The organism is Vibrio sp. 10N.247.311.51 (assembly GCF_041467855.1).
GTDB lineage: Bacteria > Pseudomonadota > Gammaproteobacteria > Enterobacterales > Vibrionaceae > Vibrio > Vibrio coralliirubri.
In genome coordinates, this window is the sequence record NZ_JBFSVK010000018.1 from 61731 (window position 1) to 77265 (window position 15535).

The 15535-nt window shown below is 44.1% G+C and carries 18 protein-coding genes; 4 read left to right on the top strand and 14 right to left on the bottom strand.

All coding sequences use genetic code 11. The features are described from left to right. Positions 1-85: 85 nt before the first annotated feature. Complete coding sequence (locus tag AB6E85_RS16345) at positions 86-295, bottom strand: hypothetical protein (RefSeq protein ID WP_017092753.1); 210 nt, start codon at positions 293-295, stop codon at positions 86-88. Between the two features lie 246 nt (positions 296-541). Between AB6E85_RS16345 and AB6E85_RS16350 the strand changes: the two genes are divergently transcribed. The 3 genes from AB6E85_RS16350 (at position 542) to AB6E85_RS16360 (ending at position 2225) form a co-directional block, all read left to right on the top strand. After that, positions 542-1141, top strand: a complete 600-nt coding sequence (locus tag AB6E85_RS16350) for an HAD family phosphatase (RefSeq protein ID WP_048609861.1) — start codon at positions 542-544, stop codon at positions 1139-1141. A 36-nt stretch (positions 1142-1177) separates the two neighbouring features. Next, positions 1178-1849, top strand: a complete 672-nt coding sequence (rpe, locus tag AB6E85_RS16355) for a ribulose-phosphate 3-epimerase (protein WP_052879205.1) — start codon at positions 1178-1180, stop codon at positions 1847-1849. 238 nt (positions 1850-2087) lie between these two features. After that, positions 2088-2225, top strand: a complete 138-nt coding sequence (locus AB6E85_RS16360) for a hypothetical protein (RefSeq protein WP_012600138.1) — start codon at positions 2088-2090, stop codon at positions 2223-2225. Between the two features lie 211 nt (positions 2226-2436). On the opposite strand, the gene AB6E85_RS16365 is transcribed toward AB6E85_RS16360, so the two are convergent. The 13 genes from AB6E85_RS16365 to yiaK form a co-directional block, all read right to left on the bottom strand. Continuing rightward, positions 2437-3636, bottom strand: a complete 1200-nt coding sequence (locus AB6E85_RS16365; protein ID WP_052879204.1) for a sugar MFS transporter — start codon at positions 3634-3636, stop codon at positions 2437-2439. A gap of 89 nt (positions 3637-3725) precedes the next feature. Further along, complete coding sequence (locus AB6E85_RS16370; RefSeq protein WP_009845890.1) at positions 3726-4049, bottom strand: hypothetical protein; 324 nt, start codon at positions 4047-4049, stop codon at positions 3726-3728. A 10-nt stretch (positions 4050-4059) separates the two neighbouring features. After that, entirely contained in the window at positions 4060-4929 is an 870-nt protein-coding gene (locus AB6E85_RS16375; RefSeq protein ID WP_372143244.1) for an L-ribulose-5-phosphate 3-epimerase, read from the bottom strand. Between the two features lie 9 nt (positions 4930-4938). Beyond that, a complete protein-coding gene (locus AB6E85_RS16380; RefSeq protein WP_048614519.1) occupies positions 4939-5697 on the bottom strand; it encodes an IclR family transcriptional regulator in 759 nt (252 codons plus the stop codon). A 7-nt stretch (positions 5698-5704) separates the two neighbouring features. Then, positions 5705-6349 (bottom strand): 3-keto-L-gulonate-6-phosphate decarboxylase UlaD, encoded by a 645-nt coding sequence (locus AB6E85_RS16385; RefSeq protein WP_372076401.1) that lies wholly within the window; start codon positions 6347-6349, stop codon positions 5705-5707. Continuing rightward, positions 6342-7835, bottom strand: coding sequence for an FGGY-family carbohydrate kinase (locus tag AB6E85_RS16390; RefSeq protein WP_372143245.1), 1494 nt, complete (start codon positions 7833-7835; stop codon positions 6342-6344). The genes AB6E85_RS16385 and AB6E85_RS16390 overlap by 8 nt, the downstream gene beginning before the upstream one ends. Next, positions 7835-8323, bottom strand: a complete 489-nt coding sequence (locus AB6E85_RS16395; RefSeq protein ID WP_372143246.1) for a YhcH/YjgK/YiaL family protein — start codon at positions 8321-8323, stop codon at positions 7835-7837. The genes AB6E85_RS16390 and AB6E85_RS16395 overlap by 1 nt, the downstream gene beginning before the upstream one ends. 8 nt (positions 8324-8331) lie before the next feature. Further along, on the bottom strand, positions 8332-9174 hold the full coding sequence (locus tag AB6E85_RS16400) for a Cof-type HAD-IIB family hydrolase (RefSeq protein WP_372143247.1): 843 nt from the start codon (positions 9172-9174) through the stop codon (positions 8332-8334). Positions 9175-9184: 10 nt separating this feature from the next. Beyond that, positions 9185-9895 (bottom strand): L-ribulose-5-phosphate 4-epimerase, encoded by a 711-nt coding sequence (locus AB6E85_RS16405; protein ID WP_372143248.1) that lies wholly within the window; start codon positions 9893-9895, stop codon positions 9185-9187. Positions 9896-9989: 94 nt separating this feature from the next. After that, on the bottom strand, positions 9990-10964 hold the full coding sequence (locus AB6E85_RS16410) for a DctP family TRAP transporter solute-binding subunit (protein WP_372143249.1): 975 nt from the start codon (positions 10962-10964) through the stop codon (positions 9990-9992). 21 nt (positions 10965-10985) lie between these two features. Then, on the bottom strand, positions 10986-12266 hold the full coding sequence (locus tag AB6E85_RS16415) for a TRAP transporter large permease subunit (RefSeq protein WP_017108910.1): 1281 nt from the start codon (positions 12264-12266) through the stop codon (positions 10986-10988). Next, positions 12266-12754, bottom strand: a complete 489-nt coding sequence (locus tag AB6E85_RS16420) for a TRAP transporter small permease (RefSeq protein WP_050651017.1) — start codon at positions 12752-12754, stop codon at positions 12266-12268. Before AB6E85_RS16420 ends, AB6E85_RS16415 begins: the two co-directional genes overlap by 1 nt. A gap of 24 nt (positions 12755-12778) precedes the next feature. Beyond that, the gene (yiaK, locus tag AB6E85_RS16425) at positions 12779-13780 is read right to left on the bottom strand and encodes a 3-dehydro-L-gulonate 2-dehydrogenase (protein ID WP_017108911.1); all 1002 of its coding nucleotides are present in this window, start codon (positions 13778-13780) and stop codon (positions 12779-12781) included. Between the two features lie 422 nt (positions 13781-14202). On the opposite strand from yiaK, the gene AB6E85_RS16430 reads away from it, so the two are divergent. Then, entirely contained in the window at positions 14203-15375 is a 1173-nt protein-coding gene (locus AB6E85_RS16430; RefSeq protein WP_372143250.1) for a glycerate kinase, read from the top strand. Positions 15376-15535: the final 160 nt, after the last annotated feature.

Below are 15535 nucleotides of genomic sequence, written 5' to 3' on the forward strand. Positions count from 1 at the left end.
AATATGCTGCATTTTTATATCAACTCGGCACTTTAAGCTATTTAAAGCAGCGGAGGTTATGTCAATTTCGCAATAGCTACAGTATTTAAACAGCGATCGTTACATGATCACGGCCCACTTCAGCCATCTGAATCAGGTAGTCCGTATGGTACTTCTTCTTGATGATGATTTGGCTACCGATTTCAGCAACAATCTTTACCACTTCCAACGCATCAGAAGGATGCAATGAAGAGTCTTTTGAAATTTCGATATTAACGCCTAAATTTGCCAATTTGATGATGTCGCTAGAATGCATGGTCATGTCCAAGGTATTTGATTTTCGTGGACTATATCATCTTCAATTTATGCAACTCTACTTGGTTTAAGTAAAAATGGGTGAGATGTGCTCAAAATATGATTTCAATAGTAAAACAACGGCTTTTATTGCATCAATTCGTTTAATTGTCGGATTGTTGAATAAGATCATATTAAGACGATCATGAATAGGTTTTATGTATGGTGATTAGTAGTATGAGTCTCAAAACAATATGAGAGATTGACGATGCCAAAGTTAGATAAATATAAAGGAATTATTTTTGATCTCGATGGGACTCTGGTCAATTCTATGGTGGCACACGCTCATGCATGGGAACAAACTTGTCAGAAGTTTGGTATTCCCTACGACAAAGAGTGGCTCGATCAACTTGGTGGGATGCCATCGCGAAAAGTGACTCAAGAGATCCTTAAGCGTTACGATCTAACTCTTGATGCTCAACAAATTACTTCGGACAAAATTGCCAACTTTGAAGCCATTGAGCACAAAGGGGATGTTATTCCAGAAACCTATGCACTCTTACAGCAACAGTATCAGTTGAAAAAGATAGGCATCGGCACTGGTGCTCAAGCCAAGCATGCAAGGGCGATTTTAAAGACGACCGATATCCCATCAATGATACGTACGATTGTGACTTCCGATGACGTAGAAAATCACAAACCTAACCCGGATACTTTTCTGAAAGTCGCTAGCCAGTTAGAGCTTGAACCGAGCGATTGTGTGGTGTTTGAAGATACGATTATAGGCCAGCACGCAGCGACATCGGCAGGCATGGATTGCTACATGGTTGAAAACGGGCAGATAACTAAATTTGTTCCAGCGAGCTAAACAGAATTTAACGATACAAAAATAACTAGGAAAAAAATGAAACAATATCTTATCGCACCTTCGATTCTTTCTGCTGATTTGGCGCGTCTTGGTGAGGATGTAGAACGCGTTCTCGCGGCTGGAGCTGATGTTATTCATTTTGATGTTATGGATAACCACTATGTACCTAACCTGACTTTTGGTGCGCCAGTATTAAAGGCACTGCGGGATTATGGAATTACAGCGCCGATAGATGTGCATTTAATGGCGAAGCCTGTGGATCAACTGGTACCAGAGTTCGCTAAAGCGGGTGCGACTATGATTACTTTTCATGTCGAAGCCTCAGAGCACATCGATCGTACTTTGCAGCTAATTAAAGAGCACGGTTGCCAAGCTGGTGTGGTACTAAACCCTGCAACGCCATTGAGTTACCTTGACTACATTATGGATAAGGTTGACCTGATATTGGTTATGTCGGTTAACCCAGGTTTCGGTGGTCAATCTTTTATCCCTGCCACGCTCGATAAGCTCCGGTCAATCAGAACGCGCATTAATGAATCAGGTCGAAATATTCGTTTAGAAGTCGACGGTGGTGTGAAAGTTAACAACATAAAAGAGATTGCTGAAGCGGGTGCCGATATGTTCGTTGCGGGTTCTGCTATTTTTGATAGTGAAGATTATCAACAAGCTATCGATTCAATGCGAACGGAGTTAGCTCAATTGAATTAAGTAGTGTATCGATTGCTGTATAAAGGCTCGAAGTGTTCTGTGTATCAGGCTTCGGGCTTTTTTTGTATCTAATAGATGTTGATTTAATGAAAAACCCCGTGGAGTAAGGGAGGTTGCGTTGTTGGAGTTCTCTTCAGTTATAGTTTTTTTATTGTGTAATAAAACTACAGTTATTATTGACTTTGGTCACATAACGGCGCAAAATTGACCTCAGATCACATAACGATGAGAACACAGTATGAACGCTACAGTAATCACGAATGAAAACAACGTATCACTAGCAAAACCTTCAGTAATGAATGAAGTTCTATTTTTTGCTAAGTCTACCGTTATCATGGGTGCAATTATCCTACTTGTTGCTTCTGCTTGGGTTTAATTTCTTAAATAACCCGCGTTAAGTGTGATCAGTGGTGGTGATTAGCCACTCACTGATTCAAACTAACGTCAGAAGCACCAAATTCATTTCCTTATCTTTCTCCAGTTTACTTTCTCTATCTTCTAGGCCAATCAGGCCGACTTTCTAGTCATCGACTTAGTTACTGAATCAAGTGATTGACTAAACCAAGTTACCTATCTAAACCAACTGTTTAAACACGATGCTTTAAACTAGACCAGTACAAAACCATCATTAATACATACGCTAATGCGGGCGCAATATAACTCGTACTCAGCGAAAGCTCATCAATCAAACTCGCCTGTACGAATGGTAAAACAACCCCTCCAATTGAACACATAATGAGAATTGCTGCCCCTTGTGAGTTTTGCTTACCAGATGCATGTAGCGCTTGTGCGTAAATGATAGGGTAGAGCGCAGAATTACATAACCCTACGACAAGCATCAAATAGCCAATCCAAACATAATTTTGATAGACCGCAACGGCACTAATCAAAGCGGCAATAACGCAAGACAGTGAGAATAGATAGTGTTTGTTTACAGTGCTTCCAAACTTGGCGAATAACACTCTTCCAACAAACATTAATACCCAATAAAGAGCGATGATCTGTGTTGCGAATACCAAACCAAGGTCGCCATATTGCTGGTCGGCAAGATACGCAATAGTAAAAGTACCAAAACTGACCTCTACACCGATGTACAGCAACAGTACCAGGGCTAATTTCACAAACTGCTGATTTTTAATTAGAAGCCTTAACCCTCGCCAAAAGCCAGTCATCTGTTTTGGTTTGATATCTGGAAGCGTCATTTTGCTAAAAAATACCAGTAAGCCGAAAAAGAACAGGGCGATGAATAAGAACAGATACGAAACTTGATGGGCGGTGTTGTCGACGTTAAAACTTGTAGCCACGAGAATGACAGCGGTAAGCACTAGTGGGCCAAGCACAGTGCCAACGGAGTTCGATGCCGTTGCCACACTTTGACGTATAACACTCTTATCAGGTGTCGAGAGTAGTGATACGTAAGGTGAACTCACTACTTGAATTGCTGACACACCTGAGGCCATCAATAAGATCCCAATGAGTGTTGGAACAAGCTCTTCTCCTCGCACTAAATATGCCATGGCTAGACAGCCCAGAAGGCACCATATCAAGCAGAACCTCAGCGTAGTTCTATAGCCAATTTTTGCCATGACAAATGACGTTGGAAGCGACACCGTAATTCGGGTGATAAAAAAGGCCATGGGAAATAGCATCGCCATTTTATAATCGAGAGAGAAAGCTTCTTTGTAATGTGGAATTAGCGAGTTACTTGAAACGGTAATTAAACCCCAGATAAAAAAGATCAGAGACAGTAAGACCAGTGGGGCATCTTTTAACGGGAATACTCTCATAGTGATTCCTTATCAATAGCGATAAAAAAAGCAGAAGATGATCTTCTGCTTTTCGATTGAGACTTTACGGTGTATTGCCTATTAAGCGGTTAATCACGAACGAAATTGATGTGATGAACATGAATGTTGTATTTCTCAATAATCACTTTGGTCGCATGCATACTTTTGATTCGTTGCTCAGAATCTAAAGCTGCAGCCATTGCTGACTCGTTCTCGTAGCTGTGCTGCATCATCAGCAGTAGGTTTTTATGGCTCTCAGCTTCAATCGCTTCAGGCTTATTCAGCGTTAGCCCTTGGTTATTCGGAAATGTGCGAATAATAGGCGCGACTTCGTTTTCCATGTATTGGTAGAAGTCTTGCTTTTGTTCTTCAGTTAAATCGGCTTCGAAAAAAGCGGTGCGAAAAATTGTCATGGTCGTTTCCTTACAGTTCAAAGCCAGATTGGTTAGCGATAGATTTCAACGTTGCTTTTGCTTGTTTGATATCGCCTAACCAGTTGTCATTTTGAGCCCACATTTCAATCACTAATGGTGCGCTGTAATCAATTTCAGCGAGTGTTTTGAAAATAGCAGGGAAGTCGACTTGGCCTTCACCAATCACCAGATCTCTGAACTGACCTTTACAGGTTTCTGAAACTCGTAGTGTGTCTTTAAGATGGACTTGCACTAGGTGGTCACGGCTCAGTTTTAACTCGGTACACACATCGTAGTTCCAACCTGAGATGTTACCCACATCTGGGTAAGCCATGAAGTAAGGCGATGGGATCTCACGCTTTAACACTTCAAACTTGCTCAGTGAGTTCAGGTAAGGTGTATCCATAATCTCAACACCTAGCATGATGCCTGCGCGCTCTGCCATTTTGGTAGCTTGCTGCATACCTTTAATGAAGCGAGCGTGAGTTTCAGCTGATTGTGGCTCGTAGTAAACGTCATAGCCTGCCATTTGAATACAGCGAATGCCAAGCTTGTACGCTAACGAAATCGCTTTTTCCATGATGATCAGAGATTCAGTGCGAATAGCGTCATCCATTGAGCCAAACGGAAACTTACGGTGTGCACTCAAACACATCGATTGGAAAGGCATTTGATGCTTTTCACACAGACGGCGAAGTTCATAAATCTCTTCGTCTGACCAATCTAAACGAGCGCGTCGCTCGTCGGTCTCATCGACTGAAATTTCTACAAAGTCAAAGCCCGCTTCTTTCGCGTGAATCAAGCGCTCTTCCCATGTTAGGGAGGTTGGCATCGCTTTTTCGTAAATACCTAATCTGAATTTGTTTTTAGAATCAAACATTCTTTTTCCTTAAAAGAGTTGTTGTTCTATACGCGTTGTTATGTCTTGAATTCTGCTAGCGATCTCTTCGTAGCCAAGTGCTTTCATTTTTGGCGTAAGCGAAGAAACGCTAACCGCGTATACAGGAGATTTGTTCTTGTCAAAAATAGGGACAGCAACACAAGAAATACCCGCCTCGTTCTCTTCATCATCCAGCGCATAGCCACGCGCTTTGATTTTATCGAGAACATCAAAAAACTGAGACTTATCGAGAATCGTGTTTTCAGTTAACGGTTTCATGGTGCTGACATTGCGTTGCCAGTAGGTCTCTCGAACGCTCTCTGAGCTGAATGCGAGGTAGCATTTGCCTGCCGCAGAGCAATACATTGGAGAATGTAACCCTACGTAAGTTCGAGTTCTAAAGGCTGAATTAGCGGGTTCAAACTTATCTTTAAAAATGATGTTGTCAGCATCAAAAGAGAGAAAGTTAACCGTTTCATTCACATCGTCGAGCAGTTCAGATAGGTATGGCTTAACTGTGCCTGTGACATCAGAGTTGATAGCAGCATGTCCTAGCTGAACCAACTTCATTGTTAAGCGATATTCTTTACCTGAACACATTTGAGCAACATAACCAGAGGCTTCAAACGTTGCTAAAATGCGGTGGACAGAAGACTTATTGAAGCCTGTCCCTTCAGACACTTTTTGTAGCGAAACGCCATTAGGGTAATTCCCAAGGAATTCCAATACGGTCAGTGCTTTAGACAACGATTTAATTTGTTCACTCATATATGTGCTACCAGTGTTTACCTATTTCAGTATGGAAGTTTTCTGCGATGTCACGGCCATTGCTACCGGCTAATGCACGACCAGCAATAAATGACTTTGCAGACAGATTCTTAAACAAATGCAGATCGTCTGGCACAATACCACCAGTTATGGATAGTTCAATTCCAATATCCGATAATTTCTGCATTTTTATCAAATCTTCTTCGGTCCAGCTCACACCTGCGAGTTCTGCGTCACGAGAACGGTGATAAATTGCTTGCTTTATACCCATATCGACCCATGCTCTTGCGTCGTCTAGAGTCCAGTGTCCATAGAGCTCGATTTGTACTTCGCCACTAAATTCGTCAGTCACTTTTTTGGCCGAACGTATTGTTTCGATATGAGCCGCTGCACTGACGGTTACCCAGTTAGCACCAGCTTCCATTGCTAGACGCGTTAAAATAGCGCTGGCATCTGTGATTTTCATATCACACACAATGATGTGGCTTGGGTATTTTTCTCGTAGGATTCTTACGCTATCTACGCCGTGGGCGAAGGCTAAAATCGTCCCGATTTCAATCACATCTAACTTATCTGCAACATGCTCTATTGAGGCTAATGCAGTGTCGATATCAGTGGCATCAAGTGCCATTTGCAATAAGGGCTTAGGCATCCATTTCATCCTCAAATTGTTTAAACAACTGCACCAGTCTTTGATAGTGCTTATATTTTGTTTGGTATAGGTCGTAGTGTTCAGGGTTTGGTTCGACACGTGATACAGAATTGGTAATGGCTTGCGTGCATTCTTCTAGTGATGCGAATTCGCCTGCGCCCACCATCGCCATCATGGCTGCGCCTAATGAGCCCGTTTCATCAACGTCTGATATCTCAACTGTCATACCTGTTAGGTCAGCCAGCATTTGCATCCATACAGGACTAGACGCTGGACCGCCTGTCACTTTCAATACGTTTGCTGTCGGAAAACGCTGACGCATACGTTCAAGGTGTATGTTGTGACAGAACAAAATACCTTCCCAAATCGCTTGAATAAGGTGGCCTTTTGTATGGTGCGATTGCAGTCCATAGAAACCTGACTTCAAACCGAGACCTTGGTTAGAACCGTAAAGAAATGGCACGAAATAGAGGCTGCTTGATGCCGTGTCTAATGCTTCAACTAATGCTTGGTTTTGCTGGTGGTCGAGTTGACCATTGTCACCAAGGTAATCGGCGAACCATTCGTAATTGCCCGCAGAGGTAGGGCTCGCTTCATGAATGATGTATTCACCATCGACAGCGTAATGGCCATAGACAAAGTTGTGCGATTCTTGAGTTACTTGCTTTGAGATACCAGATGTGACCGCCCAAGTACCCATTACGTAATTCAGAGTGTCTTCAGAAGAGTTGATTCCAGAACAGATCGCGGTTGATACCACATCAAACAACCCGCCAAATACTGGTGTTCCAAGTGCAAGGCCTGTCTCTGTTGCGACTGCTGCGGTGATTTTCCCTGCTTGTTGCTGAGGTTTCACAACCGGAGGGAGTGCATCCCAAATTTCTTCGATACCAAATGTTTTTAGAAGGGCTTTGTCATACTCACCAGTGATGGAGTTGAAAAAGTTACTTTCTGAAATATTGGTCAGTTCCGCGGCCACTTCGCCCGTCAAACGATAGCGAAGGTAGTCGTGAGACATCATCACTGCGCCAATGTTGTTATAGCGCTCTGCATCGTGGTCTTTGATCCAACGAATGATAGAAACCGGGTGACCTGTCCAAAGTGTTTGCAGTGTGGTTGGGTAGATTTCTTGTGCTTTGCCTTGCTCTAACCACTCTTTAACGATAGGTAGCGAACGAGAGTCTGACGACATGATGCCGTGGCCCAAGTTTTTACCCTGCTTGTCGAGCAAGTAGACTCCTTTACCTTGCGCTGAAATGCTCAAGCCTTTGATGGCTGTTGGCTCAACTTGCGTGGTTTCAAGTAGCTGCTTAATCACGGCGACAGCGTTGCCCCACAGCGCGTCTAGGTCGCGTTCTACCCAACCTTGCTTTTCGTTAATGACGCTCGCTGAGACACGTGCCAAGCCTTGCTGTTCGCCTTTGTCATTGAACAGAGCGGCTTTCATAAAGGTACCGCCAGAATCAATTCCGATGTAGTAATTCATTATTTGGCATCCAGTAAGTCATTGTGAATTTTTACTACCAACTTTCTAACAATCGAGCTGTCGTCATTTTCGATGTTGGTGATATGAACTGTATCGGGTGTGAAGAGATAGAACTGCTGCGGTTTAGCATGGATAAAATTCAGTTCAACGCCTTCGAATTCATAAAACTGCAGATCTCTCTGTTCGTTGTAAGGTTCTGCGAGCTTGTGGTCGCCAGTGTCTTTAGACCAAGCCATGATCTCTGAACCTTTAAGTACAATTTGTAGGTCTGAGTAGTGCTTGTGTACTTCTGGCTTAAAGCAGGCGAGTGGCTCTTTTTTATATTCCAGTACAACGAACCAAGCTTGGTCTGCATCAAAACCAGGTAAGGTGTGGCGTCCAATCGCTAGAGCATCTGTATCTAGGCTGTTGATATGCTCAAGCACATTTTGAACAGCGATTGGGTAGCTTCGGGTAAATTTAGAAGGTTGAGTATTTCCGACTAGCATAAAATTCTCTATTTAAATAAGCGGCTTAAAAGCTCTGCGAGCCCTGTCTTGTCATCGTTATTTTTGTCTGTGACAAGGTCTGCGGTGTTTTTAACGGTGTCGTCGGCATTGTGCATAGCTATACCGAGACCTGCGGCTTGCAGCATTGAGATGTCGTTGTGGTTATCACCGACAGCGACACACTCTTCAAGTTGGATGCCTAGTGGCTCGATGTAACGAGTAAGCGCATTGCCTTTGCTGTTTCCTTTCGCTGCGAAATCAACGCGATCGATCCAAGAACGCTCGCCATTAAAGTGGTCTTGGACAAATGGAAGTTTGGCGAATTGGTCGACTTCTCCCTCGACGACAAATTTCCAAACGTACTCGGACACAGCGGCTTCATGATGGAAGTCATCTACTTTCTGGATGTTCGGACGTTTCGCTGGTGGAAATGTCTCTGACCATTCAAGTAGCGCTTCCATGTATTCGATAGGGCGACTTTTTGAGTAGAGCATGGCGTCACGCACATACATCACCATCTTGAGATCATGCGCTTGAGAGAGCGTGATAAATTCAGCAGCAATCTGTTTGTCGATGGCATTTTCTTCAAGGACGGTGTTGCTCTGGTAATCAAAGATGTACGTACCGTTACAGCAAATGATCGGCGTCGATAAACCCAACTGTTCGCAGTAAGGTTTAGCTGCAACATGGTGACGTCCGGTCACTATCACCACATGTGTGTCTTTTGCGATGCTCTTGATAGCGTCGATTAACTCTTGGCTGATGGTGTGCTGAGAGCTGAGCACTGTTCCATCGAGATCGAGAGCTAGAAGCTTATGTTTACAAGACTTGTGCGGTGATGACTTATGCATGTGCGAGGCCTTACTTCTGTCCGTAGTATGAGTTCTTGCCGTGTTTACGGTTGTAGTGCTTATCAAGCAGTTCTGGTTGAATCGAGACCTCTGGGCTGATTGAGCGAGTTGCGGTTGCCATTGCTGCGATTTCTTCCATCACAACAGCGTTGTGGACAGCATCTGAACCATCTTTACCCCAAGTAAATGGTGCGTGACCAGCAATGATTGCGCCTGGCATGGCTTGCGGATCAATATCGCGTTGGTTGAACGCTTCGATGATCACAAGACCAGTGTTTTTCTCGTAATCAGACTCAATTTCAGATTTAGTGAGTAATCGAGTACAAGGGACATCGCCGTAGAAGTAATCGGCGTGTGTTGTGCCTAGTGCTGGAATATCTCGGCCTGCTTGTGCCCAAATGGTCGCGTTGCGAGAGTGCGTATGAACAATGCCGCCAATGTTTGGGAAGGCTTTGTAAAGCTCAACGTGGGTTGCTGTGTCACTTGAAGGGTTTAGCTTGCCTTCAATACGGTTGCCTTCTAAATCCAGTACCACAATGTCGTCTGCCGTCATTACATCGTATTCCACACCAGATGGTTTGATGGCAATAACGCCGCGTTCGCGGTCGATCTCAGAGACATTGCCCCATGTGAAAGTGACTAAGCCATATTTAGGCAGCTGTAAGTTTGCTGCGAACACTCGTTCTTTTAATTCTTGATACGCGTTTGGTTCTTGAGACATGGTATTTGCCTATGTTGTATTGAGTTGAAGTACGAGTTGATTGCCTAGCTAAATTCTTAGCCAAAAACGCGCTAGGCAATCGCACTCAATCGCGTTACTTAGTAGCTAGCTTGATCTTGTTGATCATGACATCGCCATTTTTCTCGATGTAAGCGCTCCATACTGGCTGAATTGCTTGTTGGAAAGCTGCGCCATCAACATCACGGTTTACTTGCATACCGTTCGCTTCTAGCTGAGCAATCATCTTGTCTTCTTTCTGGATGCTTAGCTCTCGCTGCATTGCCACGGCTTCAGCAGAAACCTCTTCGATGATTTTTTGCTCTTCCTCAGTTAGCTTGTCGAACTTACGTAGGTTCATAGTAAGAACCAGTGGCGAGTAAGCGTGTTGTGTAAGGCTTAGGTATTTTTGTACTTCATCAAACTTGAAAGACAGCGTTACAGAAATTGGGTGGTCTTGAGAGTCAACAACGCCTGTTTCAAGTGCAGTATAAAGTTCAGATACTGGAAGTTGCTGCGGGTTAGCCCCTAGCTCATTGAACATGTCATTCAGTGCTTTCGAGCCGTTAACACGCATTTGTAGGCCTTCGACATCTGAAGGTAGACGAATCGGCTTCTCGTTGTTGGTCATGTTGCGGTAACCATTTTCTGGGAAACCAAGGCCTTTAAGACCGAATTTCTCGAAGTTCGCTAACACTTCTTTACCCGGTTCACCGTCTAGTACTTTGTAGGCTGTTTGACGATCTGGAAACATGAATGGCAGGGTGAATGCTGCTGATTCAGGCATTAAACCGTTGTAGTTGTTTAGACCAACCATCGCTAAATCAACGATGCCAGCGCGTGAGCCATCGATCATCTGCTTATCACTGCCCAGTTGACCTTGTGGGTATACGTTTACTTTGATTTCGCCGTTTGAACGAGCTTCTACTTCTTTCTTAAAGAACAAAGATAGGTCTTGTTGCAAATCTGACTCTGGTGCAGCGTGCGCCAGTTTTAGAGTGGTTGTTGCAAGCGCGTTTGAGCTCAATGCAATCGTTGAAGCAAGTAACGTAAGTTTTAGTAGGGTTTTCATTATTATTTTCTCCGTCGAGGATTAACCAATGACAAACGACATTGGCACAGTGATAATGCTTGGAAAGATGACAAACAGTGTGAGCAGAGCCATGTACGCAGCGATGAATGGCAATACACCTTTCACAGCCGTTGACATAGGAACTCTAGCTACACCACACACTACGTTCAGTACGGTGCCTACAGGAGGCGTAATCAGACCAATTGAACAGTTAATAACGAACAATAGTCCGAAGTACGTTGGGTCAATCCCAGCCATCTTGATGACAGGCATTAATAGAGGTACAAGAATCAGAATTGTTGGGCTTAAGTCCATAACCATGCCAACACACAGCACAAGCAACATAATTACTGCCATGAGTAGACGGGGGCTATCCACTAGTGGACCTAACATTTCTGCGAGTTGTTGAGGAAGTTGAGCAACTGTAATTAGCCACGCAGCAACCATTGCACAACCCACCAAGAACATAACCATTGCGGTAGAACGACCAGCGTTCAGTACGATGTGGTAGAACTTCTTAATCGAGAGCTCTTTGTACACAAACGTAGAGATGAAGATTGCGTAAGTTGCGGCTACTACCGCGGCTTCTGTTGGTGTAAAGATGCCGAAGCGAATACCAACAATGATGATGACCGGCAGCATCAAGGCCCATACACCATCTTTAAGTGCTGCGCGTTTTTCTGCTTTTGTCGCTTTTTCTGATGTCGCTAGGTTTTCTTTGCGAACTGTCCAGCGCCACACAAACATCAATGTCATACCCATTAACAGGCCAGGAACGATGCCGCCTAGGAATAGGTTTTTGATCGAGATACCGCCAGCAACACCTACAAGGATCAGAGGGATCGAAGGTGGAATAACGGGTGCGATGATACCGCCTGAAGCAAGTAAGCCCATTGAAGGTGCTTCTGGGTATTTCGCTGCTTTCATCATTGGGTAAAGAATACTGACCAAGGCTGCTGCATCTGCTACAGCTGAACCAGAAAGGCCAGCAAGCAGTACCGAAGTCATGATAGCAACGTAACCTAAGCCACCTTGACGGTGTCCCACGTAAGTGGTTGCTAGGCGAACAATACGCTGCGACAAACCGCCTGATGCCATTACTTCACCCGCAATGAGGAAGAATGGAATGGCAAGCAGAGTGAAGCTGTCGACACCATTAATTAAAGACTGCGCAAGAATGTCTGCACTAAAGAAGTCCATGTGAAGCATCAGCGCCATTGAAGACAATAACAGTGCAAACGCAACAGGAAGACCAAGTAAGATTGAGACAATCAATACCGATAAGAAAATGGCTAACGTCATTATTCTTTCTCCTCATCTAAGCTATCTAGCTGCCAGTCGGGCTTGAAGATTCGCATAAAGGCAATCACGCCCATTAACAAACCTGACACCACACCGGCTAAGTAAAATAATGCTGAAGGAAGCCCTGTAAGCTGAGAAATATCTGACCAGTTAGACATCATTTGACGGTATGAACCGACGTAAAGCATGCCGACAGAAATCAGTACTATTACCCAGCAGATACGTCTTAATACGGGTACTGCTTTTGGGAAGAGTCGTTCAGAAAACTCCGCAACAGCGAGGTGTTCACCTCGGCGCAGCACAACGGCGGCACCGAGCATGACAACCCATACAAGACCAAGGCGAGATAGTTCTACAGAGGGACGAAGACCAGAAGAAAAGCCATAACGTAAAACTACGTTAGTAAACACGAGCGCAACCATACAGGTCAGAATGACCGCCATGATGATATCGATACTTTTCCAAATACTCTTAAATACACTTTGCATAACGCTTTCCCTACCTTTGGCTAATTACAGAGACGTAATTTGTTCCCAAATCCCATCGTTGATTTCAATGCCGCCAGCTGCTTCGTGTTTCTTGATGAAGTTTTCAATTTCAGAACCAGCAATCATTACTGAGCCACTTTCTGCAGGCTCTGACTCAAGCACGTAATCACGGATGCGCTTCATCTCTTGTGCATAAGTGCTTTGATCCATTGTCTTGCTTAAGTCGATAGCGATAAGGAATTGAGATACACCAAACTCGCCACCCATATCTTCAGTCAGTGCAGGTACTGAGTGGCCGCCAGTGATTGCCGTAAGCATCATGTCTAGTACGATGGCCATTGATGAACCTTTCCAGAAACCCATTGGAAGCAGGCGTTTGTTTTCCCAAAGTACATGCGGGTCTTTAGTGAGTTCACCTTCGTTGTCAAAGCCACCAACAACAGGGAGTTCTTTGTCAGCAAGCACGAAGTTTTGTAGCTGGCCGTAAGAAAATTGGCTCATTGAACAGTCAACAACCACCGGTGGATCGCCCGCAACCGCCATGATGAGAGGGTTTGAACCAACACGGTGATCTTTACCTCCCCATGCTGGCATCACTGCGATTGAGTTGGTTGATGCAATTCCTGCAAAACCTTCGCGAGCCATTTTCAATACGTAAGCACCGCCACGCATCCAGTGGTTAGAATTACGCATACCGACCATGCCAATGCCGTAGTCACGAGCCAATTCCATGGCACGCTCTGCACAGATAAGACCGTTAAGAACGCCAGGGCCGTAGTTACAATCCCATTGCTCTAGTGCACCCATACTGTTAACGCATTCTGGTTCAGCATTTAATTTGATCTGACCTTTGTCTACTTGGTCAATGAACACTGGAAAACGGTTGATGCCATGCGAGTAAGTACCTTCGTTTGCCATCTCAACAAAACCAGCCGCAAGCTTGGTTGCCATTTCTGGTTTCATGTCGCGAGCCAAAAGGATTCGTTCGTATTCTTGTTGTAGTTTTTCAGTTGATACTAAAGGCATCTGTGTTCTCCGGTAAGTTGAATTCCATAATACGGAATGAATTATTGTTGTTATTCCGAAAATATTCTGTGAGCAAAGTTACGAAATATTTCCTTATTAAGTTTTTCTCTAATAACTGTTAACTGGTTAAAAAGTGAAACAAAAAGACTGATAAATTCCGTAATGTGGAACAAATGGTGTGATCCATATTGGATTTCAATCAAATATCTGTGGTCAATTGATTGTTGGTTCGTGCCAACTTTGCAAAATGTGGAGATATTAAGGAACAGTAACTTTACGGATCTCGCTTTTACCGTCGTCAAAACTAAAAGGGACGTCACAACAAATGGCAGCTTTGGGGCGTACTAATTAGGGAGCTTTTATACTATTTGGTGTGATTTCTCTTTTTTAAGCTCATTGGTAACACTTACGGATCAACCTCTATGAAAATTGTTATTGCACCAGACTCGTTTAAAGAATCTTTATCGGCTGTATCGGTGGCGGCGTGCATTGAAAAGGGCTTTCGTGAAATCTTCCCTGATGCTGAATACGTGACCTTGCCTTTAGCCGATGGCGGCGAAGGGACTGTGGATGTGTTACTGCAAGGATTAGCGGGGCAGAAGCGAACACATCAAGTGGAAGGTCCGTTGGGCGCATTGGTTAATGCTGAATGGGCGATGCTTGAGCCATCCGATAGCAACCCGAACAAAACGGCATTGATTGAAATAGCCGCTGCATCGGGTTTGGACTTGTTGAAACCAGAGCAGCGTGATCCGTTGATTGCTTCTTCATTCGGCACAGGACAATTGATTTTGGAAGCGATAGAGCAGGGGGCTCAAACGATTATTCTTGGATTGGGTGGCAGTGCGACTAATGATGGTGGTGCGGGTATTGTTCAAGCGTTAGGTGGGACACTGTTAGATAATACAGAGCAAGAGCTTAACCGAGGAGGCGCTGCACTAGCGGATTTAGCATCTGTTGATTTGACTGGTTTAGATTCACGCTGTGCTGATATCGAGTTAATTGTGGCGTGCGATGTCGATAACCCGTTGTGTGGTGACAACGGTGCCAGCCATATATTCGGCCCACAAAAAGGGGCGGCTCCTGACCAAGTCTTGATGCTTGATAAGGCGCTTGAGAATTTTGCTCAAGTTGCAGAAACACAAGGCCTTGTTGGCAGCGATGACCCCGTTCACAAGCGCACTGGTTATGGCGCGGCTGGTGGTGCTCCAATGGGGCTTGGTTTGTTGTTTAACATGCAGATTAAACCGGGTATCGAGATGGTGCTTGATGTTTTACAAGCCGATGAAGTATTGAAAGGCGCAGATCTTGTAATTACCGGTGAAGGGCAAATGGATAACCAAACTCTGCAAGGGAAGACACCTTATGGCATTGCCAAACGTGCGAGCTTACAGGGCATTCCGACCATAGGGATTGCAGGTTCTTTAGGTACAGAGGTTGAAGCATTGTATGGTGAAATGAACAGCTTGTTTGGTACCGTGAGATCACCTCAAACCTTAGAAAAAGTACTACAAGAGGCTGATATCAACTTGACGAGAACGGCAAGAAATATTGCAGCGACTTTACGGCTAGGTCACAAAATATCGCAAAAATAATGGGCATCTACAAGATGGGGTGAACCGAGATTTGGTTTACTGTGTGTTGTAAGTTTATGATTATTATATTGTAAATATTCTTATCAATATTAAATGATTATGATTTAGATCATTAACTTGATAGGTTTTGTCCATGATAACGATAATTACAAACGATTAT